Below are 25,892 nucleotides of genomic sequence, written 5' to 3'. Positions count from 1 at the left end.
TGGGATACAGAAAGGGAGGTAGGCCCCTTGTTGGATGTAAATAATTTTGAGTATATGAAAATAGGCCTTGCTTCACCGGATAAGATTCGCTCTTGGTCTTTCGGAGAAGTGAAAAAGCCAGAAACAATTAACTACCGTACACTAAAACCTGAGAAAGACGGGTTGTTCTGTGAACGCATTTTCGGTCCTACTAAGGACTGGGAATGCCATTGCGGTAAATATAAAAGAGTACGTTACAAAGGCGTCGTTTGTGATCGCTGTGGCGTAGAGGTTACTAGAGCGAAGGTGAGACGTGAGCGTATGGGCCATATCGAATTGGCCGCTCCTGTCTCCCACATCTGGTACTTTAAAGGTATTCCTAGCCGTATGGGTCTTGTCTTAGACATGTCCCCTCGTGCGCTAGAAGAGGTTATTTACTTCGCTTCTTATGTTGTAACAGAAGCAGGCGATACAGCCCTTGAGAAGAAACAACTTCTATCTGAGAAAGAATACCGCGCTTACCGCGATAAATACGGCAGTAAGTTCCAAGCTGGCATGGGTGCTGAATCCATTAAAAAGCTTCTTCAAGATGTAGACCTCAACAAAGAGGTTGATGCCTTGAAGGAAGAGCTTAAAACAGCTCAAGGACAACGCCGTACACGTGCGATTAAACGTCTTGAAGTATTGGAAGCATTCCGTAACTCCGGAAATGAGCCTTCTTGGATGATCCTTGATGTACTTCCGGTTATTCCGCCGGAACTTCGTCCAATGGTTCAGCTTGACGGCGGACGTTTCGCAACAAGTGACTTGAACGATCTTTATCGTCGTGTCATCAACCGTAACAACCGTTTGAAACGTCTTCTTGACTTAGGCGCTCCTAGCATCATCGTACAAAATGAAAAACGTATGCTGCAGGAAGCTGTCGATGCATTGATTGACAACGGACGCCGCGGCCGTCCTGTAACAGGACCGGGTAACCGTCCGCTTAAATCTCTTTCCCACATGCTTAAGGGGAAACAAGGCCGTTTCCGTCAAAACTTGCTTGGTAAACGTGTTGACTACTCCGGACGTTCCGTTATCGTCGTAGGTCCGAACCTTAAGATGTATCAATGCGGTCTGCCAAAAGAAATGGCTATCGAGCTATTCAAGCCTTTCGTTATGAAAGAGCTAGTTGAAAAAGGTCTAGCACACAACATCAAATCCGCTAAGAGAAAGATCGAAAGACATTCTCCGGATATTTGGGATGTGCTTGAAGAGGTTATTAAGGAGCATCCAGTTCTCTTGAACCGTGCCCCTACGCTTCACCGTTTGGGAATCCAAGCGTTTGAGCCGACATTGGTTGAAGGACGCGCAATCCGTTTGCATCCGCTCGTATGTACAGCCTACAACGCTGACTTTGACGGTGACCAAATGGCCGTTCACGTACCTTTATCAGCAGAAGCTCAAGCAGAAGCACGCCTTCTCATGCTTGCAGCTCAAAACATCCTTAACCCTAAGGATGGAAAACCGGTTGTTACACCATCTCAGGATATGGTACTTGGTAACTACTATCTAACGATGGAAAGACCAGGAGCAGTCGGCGAAGGGATGATCTTCAATGATACAAACGAAGCCATCCTTGCTTACCAAAATGGATATGTTCACTTGCATACACGTGTAGCTGTACATGCAAGTTCTTTAAATAACCAAACATTCACGGAAGAACAAAACAAACAATTATTGCTGACAACTGTCGGTAAATTGATTTTCAATGAAATTCTTCCTGAAACATTCCCATACATCAACGAACCTACACGTTCTAATCTGGAAGAAAAAACACCAGAGAAGTACTTCGTTGAAAAGGGTGCAAACGTGAAGGAAATCTTCGCTGAACGCGAAAGAATCCAGCCGTTCAAGAAGAAAATTCTTGGAAACATCATTGCGGAAGTGTTCAAGCGTTTCAAAATCACTGAGACGTCGAAAATGCTTGACCGCATGAAGGATCTAGGATTCAAATACTCTACTCGTGCCGGTATTACGGTAGGGGTTGCAGATATCGTCGTATTACCAGAGAAACAAGAAATTCTTGATAAAGCTCAAACGAAGGTTGACGGTGTCATGAAGCAATTCAGACGTGGTCTCATCACGGAAGAAGAGCGTTATGACCGTGTTATCTCCATTTGGAGTGAAGCGAAGGATGAAATCCAAAGCAAGCTGATGGCATCCTTGCACCACTTGAACCCAATCTTCATGATGAGTGACTCCGGTGCCCGTGGTAACGCATCTAACTTCACGCAGCTTGCTGGTATGCGTGGTTTGATGGCCAACCCGGCTGGTCGTATTATTGAGCTCCCAATCAAGTCAAGTTTCCGTGAAGGCTTAACCGTATTGGAATACTTCATCTCCACTCACGGTGCGCGTAAAGGACTTGCCGATACAGCGCTGAAAACAGCTGACTCCGGTTACTTAACAAGACGTTTGGTTGACGTTGCACAGGATGTTATCGTTCGCGAGGATGACTGTGGAACAGACCGCGGCTTGGTTGTTAAAGCATTGAAAGATGGCACTGAAGTCATCGAACGCCTTGAAGAGCGTCTTGTAGGACGTTATGCAAGGAAGAAATTGAAACATCCTGAAACAGGCGAAGTTCTAATCAATGAGAATGAAATCTTCACAGAAGATCTTGCTCAGAAGATTGAAGAGCTTGGTATTGAAGAAGTGTGGATTCGTTCTGCCTTCACTTGTAACACTCGCCATGGCGTATGTAAGAAATGTTACGGCCGCAACTTGGCAACTGGTCAAGAGGTTGAAGTTGGGGAAGCTGTTGGTATCATCGCGGCTCAATCCATCGGTGAACCAGGTACACAGTTGACAATGCGTACATTCCATACGGGCGGGGTTGCCGGAGACGATATTACACAAGGTCTTCCACGTATTCAGGAGTTGTTCGAGGCGCGTAATCCTAAAGGTCAGGCTGTTATTTCTGAAATCGAAGGAACAGTTATCTCCATTAATGAGATTCGCGACAAACAACAAGAAATCACTATTCAAGGTGCAGTGGAAAGCCGTTCTTACACAGCGCCATACTCTGCTCGCTTGAAAGTGAATGTCAATGACATGGTTGTTCCAGGTCAAGAGCTTACAGAAGGGTCTATCGATCCGAAAGAGCTTCTCAAGGTAACAAATGTACGTTCCGTACAAGAGTACCTCTTGAAGGAAGTTCAAAAAGTATACCGTATGCAAGGGGTAGAAATTGGCGACAAACACGTAGAGGTTATGGTTCGTCAAATGCTTAAGAAAATCCGTGTCATCGACGCAGGTGAAACAGATGTCCTTCCAGGTACGCTGCTTGATATCCATCAATTCACGCAAGCAAACCGCGAAGCACTTCTTAAAGGCAAAAACCCGGCAACTGGACGCCCAGTCTTGCTCGGTATTACGAAGGCTTCTCTTGAAACGGATTCCTTCTTGTCTGCTGCATCCTTCCAAGAAACAACTCGTGTTCTTACAGATGCCGCAATCAAAGGAAAACGTGACGAGCTTCTCGGTCTTAAAGAGAACGTTATTATCGGTAAGCTGATCCCTGCTGGTACAGGTATGCAGCGCTATCGTAAAGCCGTTCCTGTATTGACAGAGAAAGAAGAAACGGTTACAGCTGAATAAGCCTTGTAACTGGAAAGTTTGCAGCCAGATTTTCGGATCTGGCTGCTTTCATTCCAGTCAACAATCAAAAAACGAAGTTTTTTTGATGCGGTTGTTGACATAGATGATTTGAAAGTGTTACTATAGCAAAGGTGCTCCTATTAACCTGTTACTTTGGAGGATATACAATATGTCTTATGAAAAAGTATCTCAGGCCCAAAACCTGATAATAGGGACGAAACAGACAGTGAAAGCTCTGCGCACAGGTAATGCAAAAGCAGTCGTGATTGCGCTTGATGCGGATTCACGCGTCACTTCCAAAGTCATTGATACTGCTAATGAGTACTCAGTGCCAGTCGAATATGTAGACTCAATGAGGTTGCTCGGAAAAGCATGCAAGATTGATGTTGGTGCAGCAGCTGTTGTCATTATGAAATAGAAAACTGTTTTTGCAGTTGATGCAAAAACTTTGTTTTTACCCTTTTATGAACCACCTGGATGTGTGGGACTAGGGGAACCAATTTTGAAGGGAGGAAACATCATGCCAACTATTAACCAATTGGTACGTAAGCCACGTAAATCTAAAGAAGAAAAATCAAAGTCTCCAGCTTTGAATAAAGGCTACAACAGCTTCAAAAAATCCCAAACTAACGTATCATCTCCACAAAAACGTGGGGTATGTACTCGTGTGGGTACTATGACTCCAAAGAAACCGAACTCCGCGCTTCGTAAATATGCGCGTGTACGTTTGACTAATGGAATCGAGGTTACTGCTTACATTCCTGGTATCGGCCACAACTTGCAAGAACACAGCGTTGTACTTATCCGCGGAGGACGTGTAAAAGACCTTCCGGGTGTACGTTACCATATCGTACGTGGTGCTCTTGATACTGCTGGCGTTAACAACCGTATGCAAGGTCGTTCTAAATACGGTACTAAAAAACCTAAAGCAGCAAAAAAATAATCAACAAAAAATAACCACTTCTTTGAAAGGAGGAACAAAATATGCCTCGTAAAGGACCTGTTTCAAAAAGAGATGTATTGCCTGATCCGATTTATAATTCCAAGCTTGTAACTAAATTGATCAACAAAATGATGATCGATGGAAAAAGAGGAACTTCCCAAAAAATCCTTTATGCTGCTTTCGATATCGTAAGCGAGCGTACTGGTAAAGAGCCAATGGAAGTTTTCGACCAAGCGCTTAAAAATATCATGCCAGTTCTAGAAGTTAGAGCACGCCGTGTTGGTGGTGCTAACTACCAAGTACCAGTTGAGGTTCGCCCTGACCGCCGTACTACACTAGGACTTCGCTGGTTAGTAAACTATGCTCGCCTTCGTGGTGAAAAAACGATGGAAGAGCGTTTAGCTAACGAAATCATGGACGCAGCTAACAACACTGGCGCATCTGTGAAAAAACGCGAAGATACACACAAAATGGCTGAAGCTAACAAAGCTTTCGCTCATTACCGTTGGTAATATTTAACCTACTAAAAATCTATAAATCAGAAGGAAGGAGAAAGACCCAATGGCTAGAGAGTTCTCCTTAGAAAATACTCGTAATATCGGTATCATGGCTCACATTGATGCCGGTAAAACGACTACTACTGAGCGTGTATTATATTACACTGGTCGTATCCACAAAATTGGTGAAACACATGAAGGTGCTTCCCAAATGGACTGGATGGAACAAGAGCAAGAACGCGGAATCACGATCACATCTGCTGCAACAACTGCGCAATGGAAAGGTCACCGCGTAAACATCATCGACACTCCAGGACACGTAGACTTCACAGTTGAAGTTGAGCGTTCCCTACGTGTACTTGATGGTGCAGTAGCTGTACTAGACGCGCAATCCGGTGTTGAGCCGCAAACTGAAACAGTTTGGCGTCAAGCTACTACTTACGGAGTACCACGTGTTGTTTTCGTAAACAAAATGGACAAAATCGGTGCTGATTTCTTATACTCCGTAAAAACATTGCATGAGCGTCTTCAAGCGAATGCACACCCAATTCAGCTTCCTATCGGTGCTGAAGATGACTTCGAAGCGATCATCGACCTTGTTGAAATGAACGCTGTGTTCTATGGTAATGACCTTGGAACAGACATCGAAGTTCGTGAAATTCCTGAAGAACATATGCCACTAGCTGAAGAATACCGTGAAAAGTTAATCGAAGCAGTAGCAGAAATTGATGAAGAATTAATGGAAAAATACCTTGGCGGTGAAGAAATCACTAAAGAGGAATTGAAAGCAGCTATCCGTAAAGGTACTGTTAACGTTGAATTCTACCCAGTTATCTGTGGATCTGCCTTCAAAAACAAAGGTGTTCAATTAATGCTAGATGCAGTTATCGACTACCTTCCATCTCCATTAGATGTACCTGCAATTAAAGGTACTCTACCGGATACTGATGAAGAAGTGGAACGTCATTCTGATGACAACGAGCCTTTCGCAGCGCTTGCGTTCAAAGTTATGACTGACCCTTATGTCGGTAAATTGACATTCTTCCGCGTATACTCTGGTACATTGAGCTCAGGTTCATATGTACAAAACTCTACGAAAGGTAAACGTGAACGTGTAGGACGTATCCTGCAAATGCACGCTAACTCTCGTCAAGAGATCAGCCAAGTATATGCTGGGGATATCGCGGCAGCTGTAGGTCTAAAAGACACTACAACTGGAGATACTCTATGTGAGGAAAAGAACCTAGTTATCTTAGAATCCATGGAATTCCCAGAGCCAGTTATCTCCCTTTCTATCGAGCCTAAATCTAAAGCAGACCAAGACAAAATGTCTACTGCTCTTCAAAAACTTCAAGAGGAAGATCCAACTTTCCGTGCTCACACTGACCAGGAAACTGGCCAAACGATCATCGAAGGTATGGGTGAGCTTCACTTAGATATCTTAGTAGACCGTATGCGTCGTGAGTTCAAAGTAGAAGCGAACGTAGGTGCTCCTCAAGTTGCTTACCGTGAGACATTCCGTACTTCTGCACAAGTAGAAGGTAAGTTTGCTCGTCAATCTGGTGGTCGTGGACAATACGGTCACGTTTGGATTGAATTCTCACCAAACGAAGAAGGAAAAGGCTTCGAATTCGAAAACGCAATCGTCGGTGGGGTTGTCCCACGTGAATACATCCCAGCTGTACAAGCAGGTCTTGAAGACGCGCTTGACCGCGGTGTACTTGCAGGTTACCCATTAATCGACATCAAAGCGAAATTATTCGACGGATCTTACCATGACGTTGACTCCTCTGAGATGGCGTTTAAAGTTGCTGCATCCATGGCTCTTAAAAATGCAGCTTCTAAATGTAATCCGGTTATCCTTGAGCCAATGATGAGCGTTGAAGTTGTTATCCCTGAAGAGTACATGGGTGACATCATGGGTAACATCACAGCTCGTCGTGGACGTGTAGAAGGTATGGAAGCACGCGGTAACGCACAAGTTGTTCGCGCTATGGTACCTCTATCAGAAATGTTCGGTTACGCAACTACATTGCGTTCCAACACTCAAGGACGCGGCGTGTTCTCTATGACCTTCGACCACTACGAAGAAGTGCCTAAGAGCATCGCTGATGAAATCATCAAAAAAAATAAAGGTGAATAATTGATTTTCACGCTTTATTAAAGTATAACTACTTATGTAAGCCAAGATAGCGGCCATAAGCCTGCTGTCTTGGCACACATAGTATTAATAATCAATTTTCTTATATTAAAGGAGGAAATCCTAAAATGGCAAAAGCTAAATTTGATCGTTCTAAACCACACGTTAATATCGGAACTATCGGTCACGTTGACCACGGTAAAACAACTCTTACAGCTGCAATCACTTCTGTACTTGCTAAAAAAGGACAAGCAGAAGCACGTGCATATGACCAAATCGATGGTGCTCCAGAAGAAAGAGAACGTGGTATCACAATCTCTACTGCACACGTTGAGTACGAAACTGACAACCGTCACTACGCACACGTAGACTGCCCAGGACACGCTGACTATGTTAAAAACATGATCACTGGTGCAGCTCAAATGGACGGCGGTATCCTTGTTGTATCCGCTGCTGACGGCCCAATGCCACAAACTCGTGAGCACATCCTTCTTTCTCGTCAAGTAGGTGTACCTTACCTTGTTGTATTCATGAACAAATGTGACATGGTAGACGACGAAGAACTTCTTGAACTAGTAGAAATGGAAATCCGTGACCTTCTTTCTGAGTACGATTTCCCTGGCGATGACATCCCTGTTATCAAAGGTTCTGCTCTTAAAGCTCTTGAAGGTGAAGCTGAGTGGGAAGAAAAAATCGTTGAACTTATGAACGCTGTTGACGAATACATCCCAACTCCAACTCGTGACACTGACAAACCATTCATGATGCCAGTTGAGGACGTATTCTCTATCACTGGTCGTGGTACAGTTGCAACTGGCCGTGTAGAACGTGGTCAAGTTAAAGTTGGTGACGTTGTTGAAATCATCGGTCTTGCTGACGAACCAAAATCTACAACTGTAACAGGTGTAGAAATGTTCCGTAAGCTTCTTGATTACGCTGAAGCTGGTGACAACATTGGTGCCCTTCTTCGTGGTGTAGCACGTGAAGATATCCAACGTGGTCAAGTACTTGCTAAACCAGGTACTATCAACCCACACACTAAATTCAAAGCTGAAGTTTACGTATTGTCTAAAGAAGAAGGCGGACGTCACACTCCATTCTTCTCTAACTACCGTCCACAATTCTACTTCCGTACAACTGACGTAACTGGTGTTGTTAACCTTCCAGAAGGAACTGAAATGGTTATGCCTGGCGACAACATCGAAATGTCTGTTGAACTTATCGCTCCAGTTGCGATCGAAGAAGGAACTAAGTTCTCTATTCGTGAAGGCGGACGTACAGTAGGCGCTGGCGTAGTTTCTACAATCAGCGAATAATAATAGCCTATGCTATAAAAGCAGGCAGTCATAATGACTGCCTGCTTTTTTTATATGGCTGTGATATAGATAGTGGTTAATAGTAGAATACTGCCCGCCATCATTATAGGCCAGGACTAGCTGGCAGGGGGAGAACCCCGGTGTTCCCTGGCTGCCTCATTGGTTTATCCACTTGCAATGAAAAACTATAATTAAGAATAACAAAGCTTTTTATATAGAAAATGGACAGTATTTCGGTCAGGCTATAACTTTCTCCAAAGAAAAAATTGAGATACAATAGCATAGAAGGTTAATTTTGGATTATGGAGGACCGCAATGCTAGAGACCATTCGATCAGCATTTAACCCTTATCAATATAAAAGGGAAATACGACAGCCGATGACAGTTAGGAAGTACAGCCTTTATTTCACCGGTCTCATTCTCTACAGTTTTTTGCTCGCTGGGTTCAGTGGATTTCTCGGAGTGGGAAGTGAATCCTTTTCGGTCCTGATGGAACAGACAGCCGAAGGAAGGTGGGAAACAGCAAAAGGAATCTTCATGCTAGGTAAGGCCACGGCAGGAATCCTGTCTCCTTTATGCTTTACACTCTTTTTTACTGTGCTCATTTGGCTGGTCTTTGAGGAGCTCGATTTTGGGACTGTATGGCGTATGCAGTTGATGCCGATGATGATCATCCTATTTGGGAATACGGTCGACTTGGTGGTTTCCATTCTGCTCCGTGTGCCTGAGTACTCTTCACCGCTTGGGTTTGGAATTATCGCGCAATCACTGACAAGTCAGACTTTCTGGATCATGCTTGGGGCTGAGGTGACCATCTTTATGATTTTATCCGGATGGAGCCAATTTAGCTTGCTAAGAAAGACATATGGCTTTGAAGGGAGAAGAGTCCTGCTAATCGTGATTCTTTCTTGGGTTATTTACATACTTTTTAATAGTGCAACAAGCACACTTATTCATACGATGAAGGTGAATCTATGAGACGTAAATATTACATGCTGGCAGCTTTACTTATTATTCTCTTCGTAACAGTCAATATGTTCCTGTTAGAGGATAACAAGGATATAGATCGGACAGTACTCATTTCTAAACCAATTGCTGCTAAGGAGAAAACATTAAAGAAAACATTCGGAACAGAGGGTGTGGTTGAGTCCTCCTCCGTTACATATGTTTACGTTGAAAAGGATAAGGGTGAGATTCAGTCTATATTAGTGGAGGAAGGTCAGTACATAGAAGAAGGCACACCTCTTGTAGAATATAGGAATGATTCAGCGAAGGTTGAAATTGAATCATTGGAGCAGGGAAACGCTGAACTGGAATTGGAGAAGGAGAAACTTCTCGAGGACAGAACAGTCCTTGAAGAGGAGTTGAGCGAGACTGAATCTCTCCCGGATATTGATGGAGAAGAGGAGGGGGATGAGCATGTACATCCTTCTTATGATCAAACTCGCCCTATTCAATATGAAATCAATAATATCGATTACAGTGTAAAGCAAATTGAGTTAAAGCAAGCAAATAACCAAGCGAAGATTGACCACCTGAAGGATGTTTCTTCAGAAATAGTTATAGAGAGTGAAGTTACAGGGATCATCACAGAGGTGCATGGTGAAAGAAGAGCTGACGGTGACCCCATCTTGACGATTGCATCTAGCAACCCTCTATGGGCAGTTGCTTATGTGGATGAAGAACATATACATAAGGTCGAGCCTGGACAAACTGTCCTGCTATATCCTGAGTTTATGAAAGCAAACCGAGTCTTCGGAAATATCATTGATGTGGGAGCATACCCTGAGAAGAAAGATGGCGCAGATGGTCAAAGTCTGTACCCTGTAACCATTGAGATTGAGGAGGGAGAAGCAGAAGAAGGGGAGCCGGCAGAGGATTCAGCAGATGACAATCAAGTAGAGGAACCTGAAGTACTTGAAGAAGAGTTTGAGGGGGAAGACGATGCTGAGGGAGGAACAGATGAGCTAGCAGTGCCATCTGATGAATCAGATGAGGATGCTGCCGAATCCCAAACTGCCTCTCTTCGTATAGGAGCACATATGAACGCGGATATCACATTAGCAGAGCTGACAGGACCTACCATACGGGATGATGCAGTAAGATATAATAAAGCTCTCGTACTACAGAAAGGGAAGCTGAAGCAGCAGAATGTTGTTATCGGGCTTCATGCTGACAAGCAATATGTGATTAAAAAGGGCTTGAAGAAGGGGCAGCCGCTGCTCAGGGAAGCTGATCTCACGATTAAAACAGGAACAAGCTATATTAAGGCCGCTGACTGGGATTCTCTTACGAAGAAACGTATGAAGCAATTTACCGGCAAGGAGTTCTCCTTATTGTATCTGCATGGATTACTTCGATAAGCTATGTATTATAGAAGAAACTCGTTTTTAAAGCTTGGTTATTTAGCAGCTAAGAGGTCTGTATCCAATGGATGCAGACCTTTTTTTGTGTAGTAATCAGCCATTATTTCTCCGTGCAGATACAAGCTTACAGTGTAGCAAAACCTCATCGATGGAATCCTCTAATCGCCCTTACTTAGTAGAATGTTGGAAAGCACTTCAGATAACTTGATATTGAGGTTATGAGCATGTATACTTAAAAAAGTGTTGAGACCGAAAAGAATATTTAGCTATTGCATATTCGATAAACATTAGGTATAATAGACAATGTTGGTCTTTTCATTGCGATGATGTGGAAGGTTGCTGACACACCCGGCCGCTTTGCCATGGCGAGTGTGTGAGGAGATTTCCGCGGAGAATGTCTATTACAAAATAGGCGATAAAGGAGGGAAAATAATGGCAAAACAAAAGATTCGCATCCGTTTAAAAGCTTACGATCACAGAATCCTTGATCAATCTGCTGAGAAAATTGTAGAAACTGCAAAACGTTCTGGTGCAGCCGTTTCAGGTCCGATTCCACTTCCGACTGAAAGAAACGTATACACTATCCTACGTGCGGTACACAAATACAAAGATTCTCGTGAGCAATTCGAAATGCGCACGCACAAACGTCTAATCGACATTGTGAATCCTACACCACAAACTGTAGATTCTCTAATGCGTTTAGATTTGCCATCTGGCGTCGATATCGAAATCAAATTATAATCGTTTGAACAAATAAAACAAACAATATTTACAGGAGGTGTGACGAAATGACCAAAGGAATCTTAGGAAGAAAAATTGGTATGACTCAAGTATTTGCTGAGAACGGTGAACTTATCCCGGTAACAGTTGTTGAAGCAGTACCTAACGTTGTTCTTCAAAAGAAAACTGTCGAAAACGACGGTTACGAAGCAATCCAGCTTGGTTTCGAAGATCTTCGCGAGAAGCTTGCTAACAAGCCGGAAAAAGGACACGCTGAAAAAGCAAACACTGCTCCTAAGCGCTTCACTCGCGAATTCCGCGATGCAGACCTCAACACTTACGAGGTAGGTCAGGAAGTCAAAGTTGATATTTTCGCAGAAGGCGAAATCGTAGATGTAACAGGAATCTCGAAAGGTAAAGGTTTCCAAGGACCAATCAAACGTCACGGCCAAGCTCGTGGACCAATGGCTCACGGATCCCGCTACCATCGTCGTCCTGGTTCAATGGGACCAGTTGCTCCAAACCGCGTATTCAAAGGCAAAAAACTTGCTGGACGTATGGGTGGAACTCAAATCACTGTACAAAACCTTCAAATCGTTAAGGTTGATGCAGAACGTAACGTAATCCTTATCAAAGGTAACGTTCCTGGACCTAAAAAAGCTTTACTAAAAATCAAAACTGCGGTTAAAGCGAACTAATCTAACGAGAAAGGAGGAAAATTGCAATGCCGAAAATTGCTCTTTTAAACCAAAGCGGCGCTCAAGTTGGCGATATCGAGCTTAACGAGTCCGTATTTGGCATCGAACCAAATGAGAACGTAGTAACTGAAGCAATCCTTATGCAAAGAGCATCTTTGCGTCAAGGTACACATAAAGTGAAAAACCGCTCTGAAGTAAGCGGCGGTGGCCGTAAACCATGGCGTCAAAAAGGAACTGGTCGTGCCCGTCAAGGCTCTATCCGTTCACCACAATGGCGTGGCGGTGGTGTTGTTTTCGGACCTACACCAAGAGGTTATGCTTACAAACTTCCTAAGAAAGTACGTCGCTTAGCGATTAAATCTGTTCTTTCTGCGAAAGTAAACGAAGAAAACATCATTGTTCTTGATGCTTTGAGCTTTGAAGCGCCAAAAACAAAAGAATTCACAGCTGTATTAAAAGGCTTGAATACTGAAAACAAAAAAGCGTTAATCGTTACTGCTGATGTAGACGAAAACGTAGCATTATCTGGCCGCAACATTCCTGGAGTAACTGTTGTTGAAGCTAACGCGATCAACGTACTAGAGGTTGTTGGACATGAGAAATTAATCATGACTAAAGCAGCTGTTGAAAAAATAGAGGAGGTGCTTGGATAATGGAAGCACGCGATATTATTAAGCGCCCCGTGATCACAGAGTTCTCAGCTGACATTATGGCTGATAAGAAATACACTTTCGAAGTTGACGTTAGAGCTAACAAAACTCAAATCAAAGATGCTGTACAAGAAATCTTTGACGTAAAAGTTGAGAAAGTTAACGTTATGAACTACAAAGGTAAATTCAAACGCATGGGTAGACATGCTGGATATACAAACAAACGCCGCAAAGCGATTGTTACGCTAACTGCTGATAGCAAAGAAATCGAATTCTTCGAGGCTTAATTTTAAAAGAAAAGGAGGGAACACAACATGGCGATTAAACATTACAAACCTACCAGCAATGGTCGTCGCGGAATGACTACTTCCGATTTCGCTGAGATCACTACAGACAGACCGGAAAAATCATTGCTTGCACCTTTACACAAAAAGGGCGGCCGCAACAACCAAGGTAAGTTAACTGTTCGTCATCAAGGTGGCGGCCACAAGCGCCAATACCGTATCATCGACTTCAAACGTGATAAAGATGGCATTCCAGGACGCGTTGCTACTATCGAGTACGATCCAAACCGTTCTGCTAACATTGCATTAATCAACTATGTTGATGGGGAAAAACGTTACATTATTGCTCCGAAAAACTTGGAAGTAGGCATGGAAATTATGTCTGGTTCTGAAGCGGACATCAAAGTAGGTAACGCTCTTCCATTAATAAACATTCCAGTGGGTACAGTTATCCACAATATCGAGTTGAAACCTGGTAAAGGAGGACAATTAGTCCGTTCTGCAGGAACTTCTGCTCAAGTATTAGGTAAAGAGGGACGTTACGTTCTTGTACGTCTTAACTCTGGAGAGGTTCGTATGATTCTTTCTACTTGCCGCGCTACAATCGGTCAAGTGGGTAACGAACAACACGAACTTATCAACATCGGTAAAGCCGGTCGTTCTCGTTGGTTAGGCAAACGCCCTACTGTACGTGGTTCTGTAATGAACCCAGTTGATCACCCACACGGTGGTGGTGAAGGTAGAGCACCTATCGGACGTAAATCTCCAATGACACCTTGGGGCAAACCTGCTCTTGGTCTTAAAACTCGTAAGAAAAAGAACAAAACAGACAAGTTTATCGTTCGTCGTCGTAAAAAATAACGCGGTTGTACTACGGTTCGATAACAGAACCGTAGGGCAATCACGAAGGGAGGCACAATCATGGGTCGCAGCCTAAAAAAAGGACCATTTGTTGACGATCATCTCATGAAGAAGGTTGAAGCATTGAACGAGACTGACAAGAAGCAAGTTATCAAAACTTGGTCACGCCGTTCTACAATCTTCCCACAATTCATCGGACATACAGTTGCTGTATACGATGGACGCAAACACGTACCAGTTTATGTTACGGAAGACATGGTAGGCCACAAGTTCGGTGAATTCGCACCAACTCGCGCTTACAAAGGTCATGCCGGAGACGATAAGAAAACAAGACGTTAATCCAGAGAGGAGGCATAAATTATGCAAGCAAAAGCTGTTGCAAGAACAGTTCGTATTGCTCCTCGTAAAGCTCGTTTAGTACTAGATCTAATCCGAGGTAAGCAAGTAGGTGAAGCAATTGCTATTCTTAACTACACTCCGAAAGCAGCTTCTCCAGTTATCGAAAAAGTATTGAAATCTGCTATGGCAAATGCAGAACACAACTACGATATGGACGTTAATACACTTGTTGTTTCTGAAGCATACGCAAACGAAGGACCAACACTTAAACGTTTCCGTCCTCGTGCTATGGGTCGCGCAAGCGCAATTAACAAACGCACAAGCCACATCACAATCGTTGTATCAGAAAAGAAGGAGGGATAATCCGTGGGTCAAAAGGTAAATCCGGTCGGTATGCGTATCGGGATCATCCGTGATTGGGAATCCAAATGGTTCGCAGACAAAGACTACGCAAAACTTTTGCACGAAGACCTTAAAGTACGTGAGTACATTATGAAGCGTCTTAACGATGCATCTGTTTCTAAAATCGAAATCGAACGTGCTGCAAACCGCGTGAACATTTCTATCCACACTGCGAAGCCTGGTATGGTTATCGGTAAAGGTGGTACTGAAGTTGAAGCGCTTCGTAAAGCACTCAACCAATTAACTGAAAAACGTGTTCATATCAACATCATCGAAATCAAGAGAGCTGATTTGGACGCTAAACTAGTAGCGGAAAATATCGCGCGTCAATTAGAAAACCGTGTATCTTTCCGTCGTGCACAAAAACAAACAATCCAACGTGCAATGCGCGCTGGTGCAAAAGGTATCAAAACTCAAGTATCTGGACGTTTAGGCGGAGCAGATATCGCCCGTGCTGAACACTACAGTGAAGGAACTGTTCCACTTCATACTCTTCGTGCTGACATCGACTATGCTACAGCAGAAGCGGACACAACTTACGGAAAGCTTGGAGTAAAAGTATGGATCTATCGTGGAGAAGTCCTTCCTGCTAAGAAGAAGTCTGTGGAAGGAGGAAAATAATATGTTATTGCCTAAACGCGTAAAACATCGCCGTGAACACCGCGGAAAGATGAGAGGCCGTGCTAAAGGCGGTACTGAAGTTGCATTCGGTGAATTCGGTTTACAAGCTCTTGAAGCTTCTTGGATCACAAACCGTCAAATCGAAGCTGCACGTATCGCGATGACTCGTTATATGAAACGTGGCGGTAAAGTTTGGATCAAAATTTTCCCTCACAAGCCTTACACTGCAAAACCTTTAGAAGTACGTATGGGTTCCGGTAAAGGGGCGCCTGAAGGATGGGTTGCAGTAGTAAAACCAGGTAAAATTATGTTCGAAATTGCTGGAGTATCTGAAGAGGTAGCTCGTGAAGCACTTCGACTAGCATCACACAAACTTCCTGTAAAATGTAAGTTTGTAAAACGTGAAGAAATTGGTGGTGAAGCAGAATGAAATCTAATGAGATCCGTGATTTAACCACTGCCGAAATAGAACAAAAACTTAAAGCACTCAAAGAAGAGCTTTTCAACCTTCGCTTCCAGCTTGCTACTGGACAATTGGAAAACCCAGCGCGCATTCGTGAAGTTCGTAAAGCGATTGCTCGTATGAAAACAGTTGTACGTGAAAGAGAGCTCGGCGTAAACAATTAATGAGAGGAGGTTCACATAATGAGTGAACGCAACCAGCGCAAAGTATACACTGGCCGTGTTGTTTCTGACAAAATGGATAAGACGATCACAGTTGTCGTTGAAACAAAGAAAACACATCCTTTGTATGGCAAACGCGTGAAATACTCCAAAAAATACAAAGCTCATGATGAAATGAATGAAGCAAAAGTTGGCGATATCGTTAAAATTATGGAAACTCGCCCGTTATCCGCAACTAAACGTTTCCGTTTAGTGGAAGTTGTAGAAAAAGCGGTTATCATTTAATATAAAAGTTTCGGATTAAGTAATTCCGAAGGGAGGTTACGCAGATGATTCAACAGGAATCTCGTTTGAAAGTAGCTGACAACTCTGGTGCTCGTGAAGTACTTACAATTAAAGTTCTCGGTGGTTCTGGTAGAAAGACAGCTAACATTGGTGATGTAATCGTATGTACGGTCAAACAGGCAACACCAGGAGGCGTTGTTAAAAAAGGTGACGTTGTGAAGGCAGTTGTTGTTCGTACTAAACGCGGCGTTCGTCGTACAGATGGTTCTTACATTCGCTTCGACGAAAATGCATGCGTGATTATTCGTGATGACAAGAGCCCTCGTGGAACACGTATTTTCGGACCAGTTGCTCGTGAACTACGCGACAACAACTTCATGAAAATCGTTTCATTAGCTCCTGAAGTTCTTTAATAAACGGTTGTATAGAGAAAGATCAAGGAGGTGCGAATCTCGTGCATGTAAAAAAAGGTGATAAAGTTATCGTCATCTCTGGCAAGGATAAAGGTAAACAAGGCGTAGTGCTTGAAGCATACCCTAAAAAAGACCGCGTTCTTGTTGAAGGTGTAAACATTGTTAAGAAACACGCTAAACCTTCCCAAGCGAATCCACAAGGTGGAATCTTCGATCAGGAAGCAGCGATTCATGTTTCCAACGTTATGATTATTGACCCTAAAACTGGGAACCCTACCCGCGTAGGATACCAAACAGTTGACGGCAAAAAAGTACGTGTAGCAAAAAAATCAGGTGAATCCTTAGATAAATAAGTCATAAACGAAGGGAGGTACAACAAATGAACCGCCTTAAGGAAAAATATCAAAAAGAAATCACTCCTGCTCTTATGAGCAAGTTTAACTATAGTTCTGTAATGCAAGTACCAAAACTTGAGAAAATCGTTGTGAATATGGGTGTCGGCGATGCTGTTCAAAACGCGAAAGCATTGGATGTAGCTGTAGAAGAATTAGCAACGATCACTGGTCAAAAACCAGTTGTAACAAAAGCTAAAAAATCTATCGCTGGTTTCCGTCTTCGTGAAGGTATGGCAATCGGTTGTAAAGTAACTCTTCGCGGTGAGCGTATGTATGAGTTCCTTGACAAATTAATTTCCGTATCCTTACCACGTGTACGTGACTTCCGTGGAATCTCCAAAAAAGCATTCGACGGACGCGGTAACTACACACTAGGTGTTAAGGAACAGCTGATTTTCCCTGAAATCGACTACGATAAAGTAAACAAAGTTCGAGGCATGGACATTGTTATCGTAACGACTGCTAACACTGACGAAGAAGCTCGTGAGCTTCTAGGTCAATTCGGAATGCCATTCCAAAAGTAATCGCTAAATAAGGGAGGCGAAAAAGTGGCTAAGAAATCAATGATCGTGAAACAACAACGTACACCGAAGTTTAAAGTACAAGAGTACACACGTTGCGAACGTTGTGGTCGTCCGCATTCTGTATACCGCAAATTTAAACTTTGCCGTATTTGTTTCCGTGAACTAGCATATAAAGGACAAATTCCAGGCGTTAAAAAAGCTAGCTGGTAAAACCCGAAACCGGGAAGGAGGTTATCATTGTGGTAATGACAGATCCAATTGCAGATTTGCTAACTCGCATTCGTAATGCGAACATGGTTCGTCACGAGAAATTGGAAGTTCCAGCTTCCAAAATGAAAAAAGATGTTGCTGAGATCTTGAAACGTGAAGGCTTCATCCGTGACGTAGAATTCATCGAAGATAATAAACAAGGTATCTTGCGTATCTTCTTAAAATACGGCGCTAACAATGAGCGCGTAATCACTGGTATCAAACGTATCAGTAAACCAGGTCTTCGTGTATACGCTAAAGCAGACGATGTTCCACGCGTATTAAACGGACTAGGTATTGCAATCGTGTCTACTTCTCAAGGTGTTATTTCTGATAAAGAAGCACGCGCTAAGAAAATTGGCGGAGAAGTAATCGCGTACGTATGGTAATAAACATTTCACTTATGAATGGAGGTGCACGAAATGTCCCGCGTAGGTAGAAAACCTGTAGAAATTCCAGCTGGAGTTACAGTTACATTGAACGGTCATACAGTAACTGTTAAAGGACCAAAAGGTGAATTGACTCGTACTTTTCACTCTGATATCGAAATTAAAGTAGAAGATAACAACGTAGTTGTAAACCGTCCAAGCGATGAGAAGCTTCATCGTTCATTGCACGGAACTACACGCGCTATTATCGCAAACATGGTTGAAGGTGTCTCTAAAGGATTCGAAAGAAACCTTGAGTTGATTGGTGTCGGATATCGTGCTCAAAAACAAGGTAAAAAGCTTGTATTGAATGTAGGATATTCTCACCCAGTAGAGATCGAACCAGAAGAAGGAATTGAAATCGAAGTTCCTGCTAACACAAAAATTAGCATCAAAGGTACTGACAAAGAGCGTGTTGGCGCATTAGCTGCTAACATCCGCGATGTACGTCCACCAGAACCTTACAAAGGTAAAGGTATTCGTTACGAAGGCGAACATGTTCGTCGTAAAGAAGGTAAAACAGGTAAGTAAGGCCCTAAAGCTTAGGAAAGGAGTGTCGTAAATGATCACGAAGGCTAACAAAAACGCTACTCGTAAGAAAAGACATGCACGTGTTCGCGCTAAGCTCGCTGGCACTGCTGCTCGTCCGCGTTTGAATGTTTTCCGATCCAATAAGCACATTTACGCACAGCTTATTGATGATGCTAATGGTGTTACATTGGCTAGTGCATCAACTCTTGATAAAGAAATTAGCCTTGACGCCACAAGCAATGTGGATGCAGCTAAAGCAGTTGGCGCATTAATCGCTAAACGCGCTGTAGAAAAAGGCGTTTCCGAAGTAGTTTTTGACCGTGGAGGATACCTTTACCACGGACGCATACAAGCACTTGCAGATGCTGCACGTGAAAACGGATTACAATTCTAATAGATAAAGGAGGGACATATTAGATGCGTCGCATTGATCCAAATAAATTAGAACTAGAAGAACGCGTAGTTACGGTTAACCGCGTTGCTAAAGTAGTAAAAGGCGGACGTCGTTTCCGTTTCACTGCTCTAGTAGTAGTAGGAGATAAGAACGGCCATGTAGGATTCGGTACTGGTAAAGCTCAAGAGGTACCTGATGCAATCCGCAAGGCTATCGAGGATGCGAAGAAAAACTTGGTGACTGTACCAATGGTTGGAGTTACAATTCCTCACGAAGTTATCGGACGTTTCGGATCTGGTGAAATCCTAATGAAGCCAGCTTCTGAAGGTACTGGAGTTATCGCTGGTGGCCCAGTTCGTGCGGTACTTGAATTAGCAGGTATTGCTGATATCCTTTCCAAGTCTCTTGGCTCTAACACACCAATCAATATGGTTCGTGCTACTATTGATGGTATCAAGCAATTGAAATCCGCTGAAGAAGTGGCTAAATTGCGTGGTAAGTCAGTAGAGGAACTGTTAGGATAAGGAGGGAAATCAAATGGCAAAGAAATTGGAAATTACCCTCACGCGTAGTTTAATCGGCCGTTCCGAAGACCAACGCGTAACAGTGAATACTCTTGGTCTTAAGAAAATGCACCAAACTGTAGTGCATAACGACAACGATGCTATTCGCGGTATGATCAACAAGGTTTCACACCTTGTAACTGTTAAAGAAATTTAATGCTAACTAACGTTGATATAAGGAGGTGCCAGCATGAAACTTCACGAATTAAAACCTGCAGAAGGTTCTCGTAAAGCGCGCAAACGTGTAGGTCGCGGTATTGGTTCTGGTCACGGTAAAACCGCTACTAAAGGTCACAAAGGTCAAAATGCCCGCTCTGGCGGTGGTGTTCGCCTTGGATTTGAAGGGGGTCAAACTCCTCTATTCAGACGTTTGCCAAAACGTGGATTCACTAATATTCATCGTAAAGAATTTGCAGCCGTAAACCTAGAAAAGCTTAACCGCTTTGAAGATGGTACTGAAGTAACGCCTGAATTGTTAATCGAAACAGGTGTTGTGAAAAGTGAAAAAGCAGGAATCAAAATTCTTGCTAAAGGTAACGTAGAGAAAAAGTTAACTGTAAAAGCTCATAAATTCTCTGCTGCTGCAAAAGAAGCGATTGAAGCCGCAGGCGGTAAAACTGAGGTGATTTAATGTTCCGTACATTACGTAATTTCATGCGAGTGAAAGATATCAGGAACAAAATTCTCTTCACTCTTGCTATGCTAGTAATTTATCGCATCGGCACCTTCATCCCGGTTCCGGGTGTGAATGCTGAGATACTCAATATGAGCGATCAGTTAAGCGTTTTTGGAGTTCTTAACTTCTTCGGAGGCGGAGCTCTTAGCAACTTTTCTATTTTAGCGATGGGTATCATGCCGTATATCACGGCATCGATCATCATCCAGCTCTTGCAGATGGATGTTGTCCCTAAATTCGCTGAATGGTCTAAGCAAGGTGAGGTTGGACGGCGTAAATTAGCTCAGTTTACCCGCTATGGAACGATTGTGCTTGGATTTATCCAAGCTCTCGGTATGTCATACGGTTTTAACAACATGGCTAATGGAGCTTTGATAGAAAACCCAGGAATTACGACGTATCTGTTGATTGCAACAGTATTAACAGCCGGTACCGCATTCTTATTGTGGCTCGGTGAACAAATCACATCTAATGGTGTTGGAAATGGGATTTCGATCATTATCTTCGCAGGTATTGTTTCCGCAATCCCTTCTACACTTAACCAAGTATATGCAACAATGTTCGAAGATGCTGGTGATGCTCTGTTCCTAAACATTGTTATTGCAGTCTTGATTGTTTTGGCAATCATCGCAATCATTGTTGGAGTTATCTTCATTCAGCAAGCAAACAGAAAAGTACCTATCCAATATGCGAAGCAGGTTGCTGGCAAAGGCCCGGTTGGTGGACATAATACTCACTTGCCTTTGAAAGTTAACTCTGCTGGTGTAATACCGGTAATCTTTGCTGTTTCCTTCATTATCACTCCACCGACGATCGCCTCTTTCTTCGGAGAGAACAGTGTGACGACGTGGATCACGAATACATTTGATTACACTCGCCCGGTTGGGATGATTCTCTACATTGCTTTGATCATTGCTTTCTCCTATTTTTATGCTTTCATTCAAGTTAACCCGGAACAGCTGTCCGAGAACTTGAAGAAGCAGGGAGGATATGTACCAGGAATTCGTCCGGGTAATGCCACTCGGGAATACTTTACTCGCGTATTGTACCGATTGACTTTCGTCGGGGCGCTATTCCTTGCATTTATTGCTATACTTCCGGTACTATTTACTAAGTTGGCTGACCTTCCGTCTTCTGCCCAAATTGGCGGAACAAGTCTTCTGATTGTAGTAGGTGTCGCCTTAGATACAATGAAGCAATTAGAATCACAGTTAGTGAAGAGACATTACAAAGGATTTATTAAATAAAAGGTTTCGGGGACATTTATGCTCCCCAAGCCTATTATTGTTTAGGGGGAAAAAGTGTGAATCTTGTATTAATGGGACTGCCAGGCGCCGGTAAAGGCACTCAAGCAGAAAGAATAGTAGAAGAATACCATATCCCTCATATCTCTACTGGAGATATGTTTCGGGCAGCAATGAAGGATGAAACTCCGCTTGGTCTTGAGGCGAAATCCTATATGGATAAAGGCGAGCTTGTTCCTGATGAAGTTACCATCGGAATTGTACGCGAGCGTTTAGCTAAGGATGACTGCCAAAAAGGATTCTTGCTTGATGGATTCCCTCGTACAGTTGCTCAAGCTGAAGCACTTGAAGCGCTTCTCGCTGAAATGGATCGGCAATTAGACTATGTCATTAATATAGAAGTAGATAAAAGCATACTAATGGAGCGCTTGACAGGCCGACGCATCTGCAAGGCATGCGGTGCTACTTACCATCTAGTATTCAATCCTCCAGCCAAAGAAGGCGTGTGCGACCGCTGTGGGGGAGAGTTGTACCAAAGAGCGGATGACAACGAGGCAACGGTTCAGACCCGTCTCGATGTTAACATTCAACAGTCGCAGCCACTGATTACCTTCTATGAAGGAAAAGGTTATTTACGAAATCTTGACGGACAGCAACCGATTGATAAAGTCTTCGCGGATATAGAAGAGCTGCTCGGGAGCTTGTCTCGATGATCATTTGTAAAACCCCACGCGAGATTGCGATCATGCGTGAAGCCGGCCGTTTAGTTGCGCTCACACACCAAGAGCTGCAAAAATATATTCAGCCTGGCATTACTACAAAGGAATTGGATGCAATCGCAGATGAGTTTATCTGCAAACATGGTGCAATTCCGTCCTTTAAAGGGTATAATGGTTTTCGTGGCAGCATTTGTACATCCGTTAATAACGAGCTTGTACATGGCATTCCTGGTAAAAAAACATTGAAGGACGGCGATATAATCAGTATTGATATAGGCGCTAAGCTCAATGGTTATCACGGTGATTCAGCATGGACTTATCCTGTTGGAGAAATCGATGATGATACTAGGAGACTGCTTCAAGTAACAGAAACGTCCCTTTTTAAGGGGATTTCGGAAATAAAGCCAGGCCAACGTCTCTCTAATATCTCACATGCTATTCAAACATATGTCGAGGAAAACGGCTTTTCTATAGTAAGAGAGTATGTCGGACACGGAATCGGTCAAGACTTACATGAAGCACCGCAATTGCCGCACTTTGGCCCGCCTAATAAAGGTCCAAGGCTGAAGCCGGGAATGGTGATTTGTGTGGAGCCAATGGTCAATGCCGGCAGCCGCTACGTCCAGACGTTGTCGGATAACTGGACGGTGGTCACGGTTGATGGCAGGAATTGTGCCCATTTTGAGCACACCGTTGCGATTACCGAAGAAGGCTATGAAATCTTAACGTTAGTTTAATTGTAGGTGATCTTGATTGATCCATGAGGAAAGATCTCCCCGGTTGGGACAATTTGTGCGTGTCACTCAAGGCAGGGACACAGATCAATATGCCATCGTTGTGAGAATTGCTGATGAAAAGTTTGTTTGGATCGCTGACGGTGACAGGCGTAAGTTTGATCGCGCGAAGCGAAAGAACATGCTTCATTTGCATTTTTATGAAGCTCATTCTCCTGAGGTGGAGAATAGCTTAGGGGAAACAGGTCGCGTCACGAACGGAAAACTCCGTTACGCATTGACATATTTTTTGAAAAGCCTAGAGAAGAAGGGAGAAGAACTGTAATGGCAAAAGATGATGTTATTGAAGTTGAGGGTACAGTTACTGAGACTTTACCAAACGCTATGTTTAAAGTGGAATTAGAGAATGGCCATACTGTCCTTGCTCATGTGTCCGGCAAAATTAGAATGCACTTCATTCGAATTCTGCCTGGTGACAAAGTGACGGTTGAGCTATCTCCTTATGACTTAACCCGCGGAAGAATAACGTATCGTTTTAAATAATCTCGGTTGCACTCCGCATTTTATAAGGAGGGAAAACAATGAAAGTCAGACCATCAGTAAAACCAATCTGCGAAAAATGTAAAGTTATCCGTAGAAACGGTAAAGTAATGGTTATTTGTGAAAACCCAAAGCATAAGCAAAAACAAGGGTAATAATAAAGGAGGTGCGCATATAAATGGCACGTATTGCTGGAGTAGATATTCCTCGTGACAAACGAGTTGTTATTTCTTTAACTTATATTTTCGGTATTGGCAGACCAACTGCTGAAAAAGTTCTTGCAGAAGCTGGTGTTTCTCAAGATACTCGCGTACGCGATCTTACTGAAGACGAGTTGAACAAAATCCGTGAAATCATCGACGGTTACAAAGTAGAAGGTGACCTTCGCCGTGAAGTTTCCCTTAACATCAAACGTCTAATGGAAATCGGATGCTACCGTGGACTTCGCCACAGAAGAGGACTTCCTGTTCGTGGACAAAACACGAAAAACAACGCTCGTACTCGTAAAGGCCCACGTAAAACTGTAGCTAACAAGAAAAAATAATAAGTGAGGAGGTTTTGTCGACATGGCACGCAAAACGAATACACGCAAACGTCGCGTGAAAAAGAACGTAGAATCTGGTATCGCCCACATTCGTTCTACTTTTAATAACACTATCGTTACTATTACTGACGCACACGGAAATGCGATTTCTTGGTCTAGTGCTGGTGCACTTGGCTTCAGAGGTTCCCGTAAGTCAACTCCGTTCGCTGCTCAGATGGCAGCAGAAACTGCAGCTAAAACATCAATGGAACACGGTATGAAAACTTTAGAAGTAACTGTAAAAGGACCTGGTTCTGGTCGTGAAGCAGCTATCCGTGCTTTACAAGCAGCTGGTCTTGAAGTTACAGCTATTAAAGATGTAACTCCAGTTCCTCATAATGGTTGCCGCCCACCAAAACGCCGTCGTGTGTAATTTTGTTTGAATAGATTTTATATCCCTGTCTATAATGGGATAATAGAAAGGTTTTCTTATTTAAGAAAGTCATCAGTAAGTTGCGCACATTCGGGAGTCTATATTGGGGAATTTCGGTTAGATCGAAACCACTACCTTCTTCTAGCCGGGGTTTCGACGTTTTGAAGGAGGGTATTGTTGAATGATCGAGATAGAAAAACCAAAAATTGAAACGGTTCAAATCAGCGAAGACGGAAAATATGGGAAGTTTATCGTTGAACCACTTGAGCGTGGATATGGAACAACTCTGGGTAACTCCTTACGTCGTATCCTATTATCCTCATTGCCTGGTGCTGCCGTTACATCTATTCAAATTGATGGTGTACTCCATGAGTTCTCTACTATTGAGGGTGTAGAAGAAGATGTAACAGCTATCATCCTAAATATCAAGAAGCTCGCATTGAAGATTTATTCCGATGAGGAAAAAACCCTTGAAATTGATGTTCAAGGTGAAGGAGCTGTAACGGCTGCTGATATTACACATGATAGTGACGTAGAAATCCTTAATCCGGATCTTCTCATTGCTCATCTATCCAAGAAAGCACACTTGCGCATGCGCTTAGTGGCTAAACGCGGAAGAGGCTACACGCCGGCTGATCAAAACAAACGTGAAGATCAACCAATCGGTGTAATACCAATTGACTCTATTTACACTCCAGTATCCCGCATGACTTATCAAGTAGAAAATACGCGTGTTGGTCAATTGACTAATTTCGATAAGTTGACTCTTGATGTATGGACTGATGGAAGTACTGGTCCAAAAGAAGCGATTGCGCTCGGCGCTAAGATCGTTACTGAGCATTTAAATATCTTTGTTGGTTTAACGGATGAAGCTCAAAATGCTGAAATCATGGTTGAAAAAGAAGAAGATCAAAAAGAAAAAGTACTTGAGATGACAATCGAAGAGCTTGATCTTTCTGTTCGTTCTTACAACTGCTTGAAGCGTGCTGGCATCAACACGGTGCAAGAGCTTGCCAATAAAACAGAAGAAGATATGATGAAGGTTCGTAACCTTGGCCGTAAATCACTTGAAGAAGTGAAAGCTAAGCTTGAAGAATTAGGTCTTTCCCTGCGTAAAGACGACTAATAAAAGATAAGATACAATCCGTATTTCACCTAA

At 43.2% G+C, this 25,892-nt stretch carries 38 protein-coding genes; all 38 read left to right on the top strand.

Going from position 1 to position 25,892, the window contains the following annotated elements:
- Window positions 1-27 precede the first annotated feature (27 nt).
- The 38 genes from rpoC (at window position 28) to AC622_RS19355 (ending at window position 25,859) form a co-directional block, all read left to right on the top strand.
- A complete protein-coding gene (gene rpoC, locus AC622_RS19535; RefSeq protein WP_049672554.1) occupies window positions 28-3,621 on the top strand; it encodes a DNA-directed RNA polymerase subunit beta' in 3,594 nt (1,197 codons plus the stop codon).
- A gap of 169 nt (window positions 3,622-3,790) precedes the next feature.
- Complete coding sequence (locus AC622_RS19530) at window positions 3,791-4,039, top strand: 50S ribosomal protein L7ae-like protein (protein WP_049672553.1); 249 nt, start codon at window positions 3,791-3,793, stop codon at window positions 4,037-4,039.
- A 102-nt stretch (window positions 4,040-4,141) separates the two neighbouring features.
- Window positions 4,142-4,564 carry a 30S ribosomal protein S12 gene (gene rpsL / locus AC622_RS19525; RefSeq protein WP_049672552.1) on the top strand — a complete coding sequence of 141 codons (423 nt, stop codon included), beginning with the start codon at window positions 4,142-4,144 and terminating at the stop codon, window positions 4,562-4,564.
- Between the two features lie 41 nt (window positions 4,565-4,605).
- Window positions 4,606-5,076: a 30S ribosomal protein S7 gene (gene rpsG, locus AC622_RS19520; protein WP_049672551.1), complete on the top strand. Its 471-nt coding sequence runs from the start codon at window positions 4,606-4,608 to the stop codon at window positions 5,074-5,076.
- Between the two features lie 49 nt (window positions 5,077-5,125).
- The gene (fusA, locus tag AC622_RS19515; protein ID WP_049672550.1) at window positions 5,126-7,204 is read left to right on the top strand and encodes an elongation factor G; all 2,079 of its coding nucleotides are present in this window, start codon (window positions 5,126-5,128) and stop codon (window positions 7,202-7,204) included.
- Between the two features lie 125 nt (window positions 7,205-7,329).
- On the top strand, window positions 7,330-8,517 hold the full coding sequence (gene tuf / locus AC622_RS19510; protein ID WP_049672549.1) for an elongation factor Tu: 1,188 nt from the start codon (window positions 7,330-7,332) through the stop codon (window positions 8,515-8,517).
- Window positions 8,518-8,832: 315 nt separating this feature from the next.
- Complete coding sequence (locus AC622_RS19505) at window positions 8,833-9,495, top strand: hypothetical protein (RefSeq protein ID WP_049672548.1); 663 nt, start codon at window positions 8,833-8,835, stop codon at window positions 9,493-9,495.
- Entirely contained in the window at window positions 9,492-10,880 is a 1,389-nt protein-coding gene (locus tag AC622_RS19500; RefSeq protein WP_049672547.1) for an HlyD family efflux transporter periplasmic adaptor subunit, read from the top strand. The genes AC622_RS19505 and AC622_RS19500 overlap by 4 nt, the downstream gene beginning before the upstream one ends.
- A 435-nt stretch (window positions 10,881-11,315) precedes the next feature.
- Window positions 11,316-11,624 (top strand): 30S ribosomal protein S10, encoded by a 309-nt coding sequence (gene rpsJ, locus AC622_RS19495; RefSeq protein WP_049672546.1) that lies wholly within the window; start codon window positions 11,316-11,318, stop codon window positions 11,622-11,624.
- Window positions 11,625-11,671: 47 nt separating this feature from the next.
- Window positions 11,672-12,301, top strand: coding sequence for a 50S ribosomal protein L3 (gene rplC, locus AC622_RS19490; protein WP_049672545.1), 630 nt, complete (start codon window positions 11,672-11,674; stop codon window positions 12,299-12,301).
- Window positions 12,302-12,327: 26 nt separating this feature from the next.
- Window positions 12,328-12,954, top strand: coding sequence for a 50S ribosomal protein L4 (gene rplD / locus AC622_RS19485; protein WP_049672544.1), 627 nt, complete (start codon window positions 12,328-12,330; stop codon window positions 12,952-12,954).
- Window positions 12,954-13,238, top strand: a complete 285-nt coding sequence (gene rplW, locus AC622_RS19480; protein ID WP_049672543.1) for a 50S ribosomal protein L23 — start codon at window positions 12,954-12,956, stop codon at window positions 13,236-13,238. The genes rplD and rplW overlap by 1 nt, the downstream gene beginning before the upstream one ends.
- A 27-nt stretch (window positions 13,239-13,265) precedes the next feature.
- Complete coding sequence (rplB, locus tag AC622_RS19475; RefSeq protein WP_049672542.1) at window positions 13,266-14,096, top strand: 50S ribosomal protein L2; 831 nt, start codon at window positions 13,266-13,268, stop codon at window positions 14,094-14,096.
- 60 nt (window positions 14,097-14,156) lie between these two features.
- Window positions 14,157-14,435 (top strand): 30S ribosomal protein S19, encoded by a 279-nt coding sequence (gene rpsS / locus AC622_RS19470; RefSeq protein WP_049672541.1) that lies wholly within the window; start codon window positions 14,157-14,159, stop codon window positions 14,433-14,435.
- 21 nt (window positions 14,436-14,456) lie between these two features.
- The gene (gene rplV, locus AC622_RS19465; RefSeq protein WP_049672540.1) at window positions 14,457-14,798 is read left to right on the top strand and encodes a 50S ribosomal protein L22; all 342 of its coding nucleotides are present in this window, start codon (window positions 14,457-14,459) and stop codon (window positions 14,796-14,798) included.
- A 3-nt stretch (window positions 14,799-14,801) separates the two neighbouring features.
- A complete protein-coding gene (gene rpsC, locus AC622_RS19460) occupies window positions 14,802-15,458 on the top strand; it encodes a 30S ribosomal protein S3 (RefSeq protein ID WP_049672539.1) in 657 nt (218 codons plus the stop codon).
- Window position 15,459: 1 nt separating this feature from the next.
- Window positions 15,460-15,888, top strand: a complete 429-nt coding sequence (gene rplP, locus AC622_RS19455) for a 50S ribosomal protein L16 (RefSeq protein WP_049672538.1) — start codon at window positions 15,460-15,462, stop codon at window positions 15,886-15,888.
- Window positions 15,885-16,085, top strand: a complete 201-nt coding sequence (gene rpmC / locus AC622_RS19450; RefSeq protein ID WP_049672537.1) for a 50S ribosomal protein L29 — start codon at window positions 15,885-15,887, stop codon at window positions 16,083-16,085. Before rplP ends, rpmC begins: the two co-directional genes overlap by 4 nt.
- A gap of 18 nt (window positions 16,086-16,103) precedes the next feature.
- Entirely contained in the window at window positions 16,104-16,367 is a 264-nt protein-coding gene (gene rpsQ, locus AC622_RS19445; protein ID WP_049672536.1) for a 30S ribosomal protein S17, read from the top strand.
- Window positions 16,368-16,411: 44 nt separating this feature from the next.
- Window positions 16,412-16,780, top strand: a complete 369-nt coding sequence (gene rplN, locus AC622_RS19440) for a 50S ribosomal protein L14 (protein ID WP_049672535.1) — start codon at window positions 16,412-16,414, stop codon at window positions 16,778-16,780.
- Window positions 16,781-16,821: 41 nt separating this feature from the next.
- The gene (rplX, locus tag AC622_RS19435) at window positions 16,822-17,133 is read left to right on the top strand and encodes a 50S ribosomal protein L24 (RefSeq protein WP_049672534.1); all 312 of its coding nucleotides are present in this window, start codon (window positions 16,822-16,824) and stop codon (window positions 17,131-17,133) included.
- Window positions 17,134-17,159: 26 nt separating this feature from the next.
- A complete protein-coding gene (gene rplE, locus AC622_RS19430; RefSeq protein WP_049672533.1) occupies window positions 17,160-17,699 on the top strand; it encodes a 50S ribosomal protein L5 in 540 nt (179 codons plus the stop codon).
- Between the two features lie 24 nt (window positions 17,700-17,723).
- Window positions 17,724-17,909: a 30S ribosomal protein S14 gene (rpsN, locus tag AC622_RS20845; RefSeq protein WP_053591330.1), complete on the top strand. Its 186-nt coding sequence runs from the start codon at window positions 17,724-17,726 to the stop codon at window positions 17,907-17,909.
- Between the two features lie 29 nt (window positions 17,910-17,938).
- On the top strand, window positions 17,939-18,337 hold the full coding sequence (gene rpsH / locus AC622_RS19425; RefSeq protein ID WP_049672532.1) for a 30S ribosomal protein S8: 399 nt from the start codon (window positions 17,939-17,941) through the stop codon (window positions 18,335-18,337).
- Window positions 18,338-18,370: 33 nt separating this feature from the next.
- Entirely contained in the window at window positions 18,371-18,907 is a 537-nt protein-coding gene (gene rplF / locus AC622_RS19420) for a 50S ribosomal protein L6 (RefSeq protein ID WP_049672531.1), read from the top strand.
- A gap of 31 nt (window positions 18,908-18,938) precedes the next feature.
- Window positions 18,939-19,301 carry a 50S ribosomal protein L18 gene (gene rplR / locus AC622_RS19415; RefSeq protein WP_049672530.1) on the top strand — a complete coding sequence of 121 codons (363 nt, stop codon included), beginning with the start codon at window positions 18,939-18,941 and terminating at the stop codon, window positions 19,299-19,301.
- 23 nt (window positions 19,302-19,324) lie between these two features.
- Window positions 19,325-19,825, top strand: coding sequence for a 30S ribosomal protein S5 (rpsE, locus tag AC622_RS19410; protein WP_049672529.1), 501 nt, complete (start codon window positions 19,325-19,327; stop codon window positions 19,823-19,825).
- Between the two features lie 13 nt (window positions 19,826-19,838).
- Window positions 19,839-20,021 carry a 50S ribosomal protein L30 gene (rpmD, locus tag AC622_RS19405; RefSeq protein ID WP_049672528.1) on the top strand — a complete coding sequence of 61 codons (183 nt, stop codon included), beginning with the start codon at window positions 19,839-19,841 and terminating at the stop codon, window positions 20,019-20,021.
- Between the two features lie 33 nt (window positions 20,022-20,054).
- Window positions 20,055-20,495: a 50S ribosomal protein L15 gene (gene rplO, locus AC622_RS19400; RefSeq protein ID WP_049672527.1), complete on the top strand. Its 441-nt coding sequence runs from the start codon at window positions 20,055-20,057 to the stop codon at window positions 20,493-20,495.
- Window positions 20,495-21,787 carry a preprotein translocase subunit SecY gene (gene secY, locus AC622_RS19395; protein WP_049672526.1) on the top strand — a complete coding sequence of 431 codons (1,293 nt, stop codon included), beginning with the start codon at window positions 20,495-20,497 and terminating at the stop codon, window positions 21,785-21,787. The genes rplO and secY overlap by 1 nt, the downstream gene beginning before the upstream one ends.
- A gap of 56 nt (window positions 21,788-21,843) precedes the next feature.
- A complete protein-coding gene (locus tag AC622_RS19390; protein WP_049672525.1) occupies window positions 21,844-22,497 on the top strand; it encodes an adenylate kinase in 654 nt (217 codons plus the stop codon).
- Window positions 22,494-23,240, top strand: a complete 747-nt coding sequence (gene map / locus AC622_RS19385; RefSeq protein ID WP_049672524.1) for a type I methionyl aminopeptidase — start codon at window positions 22,494-22,496, stop codon at window positions 23,238-23,240. Before AC622_RS19390 ends, map begins: the two co-directional genes overlap by 4 nt.
- A 16-nt stretch (window positions 23,241-23,256) precedes the next feature.
- On the top strand, window positions 23,257-23,562 hold the full coding sequence (locus tag AC622_RS19380; RefSeq protein ID WP_049672523.1) for a KOW domain-containing RNA-binding protein: 306 nt from the start codon (window positions 23,257-23,259) through the stop codon (window positions 23,560-23,562).
- Window positions 23,562-23,780 (top strand): translation initiation factor IF-1, encoded by a 219-nt coding sequence (gene infA / locus AC622_RS19375; RefSeq protein WP_040372572.1) that lies wholly within the window; start codon window positions 23,562-23,564, stop codon window positions 23,778-23,780. The genes AC622_RS19380 and infA overlap by 1 nt, the downstream gene beginning before the upstream one ends.
- Before the next feature lie 38 nt (window positions 23,781-23,818).
- Window positions 23,819-23,932: a 50S ribosomal protein L36 gene (gene rpmJ / locus AC622_RS19370; protein WP_017473641.1), complete on the top strand. Its 114-nt coding sequence runs from the start codon at window positions 23,819-23,821 to the stop codon at window positions 23,930-23,932.
- A gap of 23 nt (window positions 23,933-23,955) precedes the next feature.
- Entirely contained in the window at window positions 23,956-24,321 is a 366-nt protein-coding gene (gene rpsM, locus AC622_RS19365) for a 30S ribosomal protein S13 (protein ID WP_049672522.1), read from the top strand.
- Window positions 24,322-24,343: 22 nt separating this feature from the next.
- Window positions 24,344-24,733, top strand: coding sequence for a 30S ribosomal protein S11 (rpsK, locus tag AC622_RS19360; protein WP_049672521.1), 390 nt, complete (start codon window positions 24,344-24,346; stop codon window positions 24,731-24,733).
- A 181-nt stretch (window positions 24,734-24,914) separates the two neighbouring features.
- Window positions 24,915-25,859: a DNA-directed RNA polymerase subunit alpha gene (locus AC622_RS19355; RefSeq protein WP_049672520.1), complete on the top strand. Its 945-nt coding sequence runs from the start codon at window positions 24,915-24,917 to the stop codon at window positions 25,857-25,859.
- The last annotated feature ends 33 nt before the right edge of the window (window positions 25,860-25,892 follow it).

Source organism: Bacillus sp. FJAT-27916, from assembly GCF_001183965.1.
Classification (GTDB): domain Bacteria; phylum Bacillota; class Bacilli; order Bacillales; family Pradoshiaceae; genus Pradoshia.
This window is presented reverse-complemented; position numbering and strand designations above follow the sequence as displayed.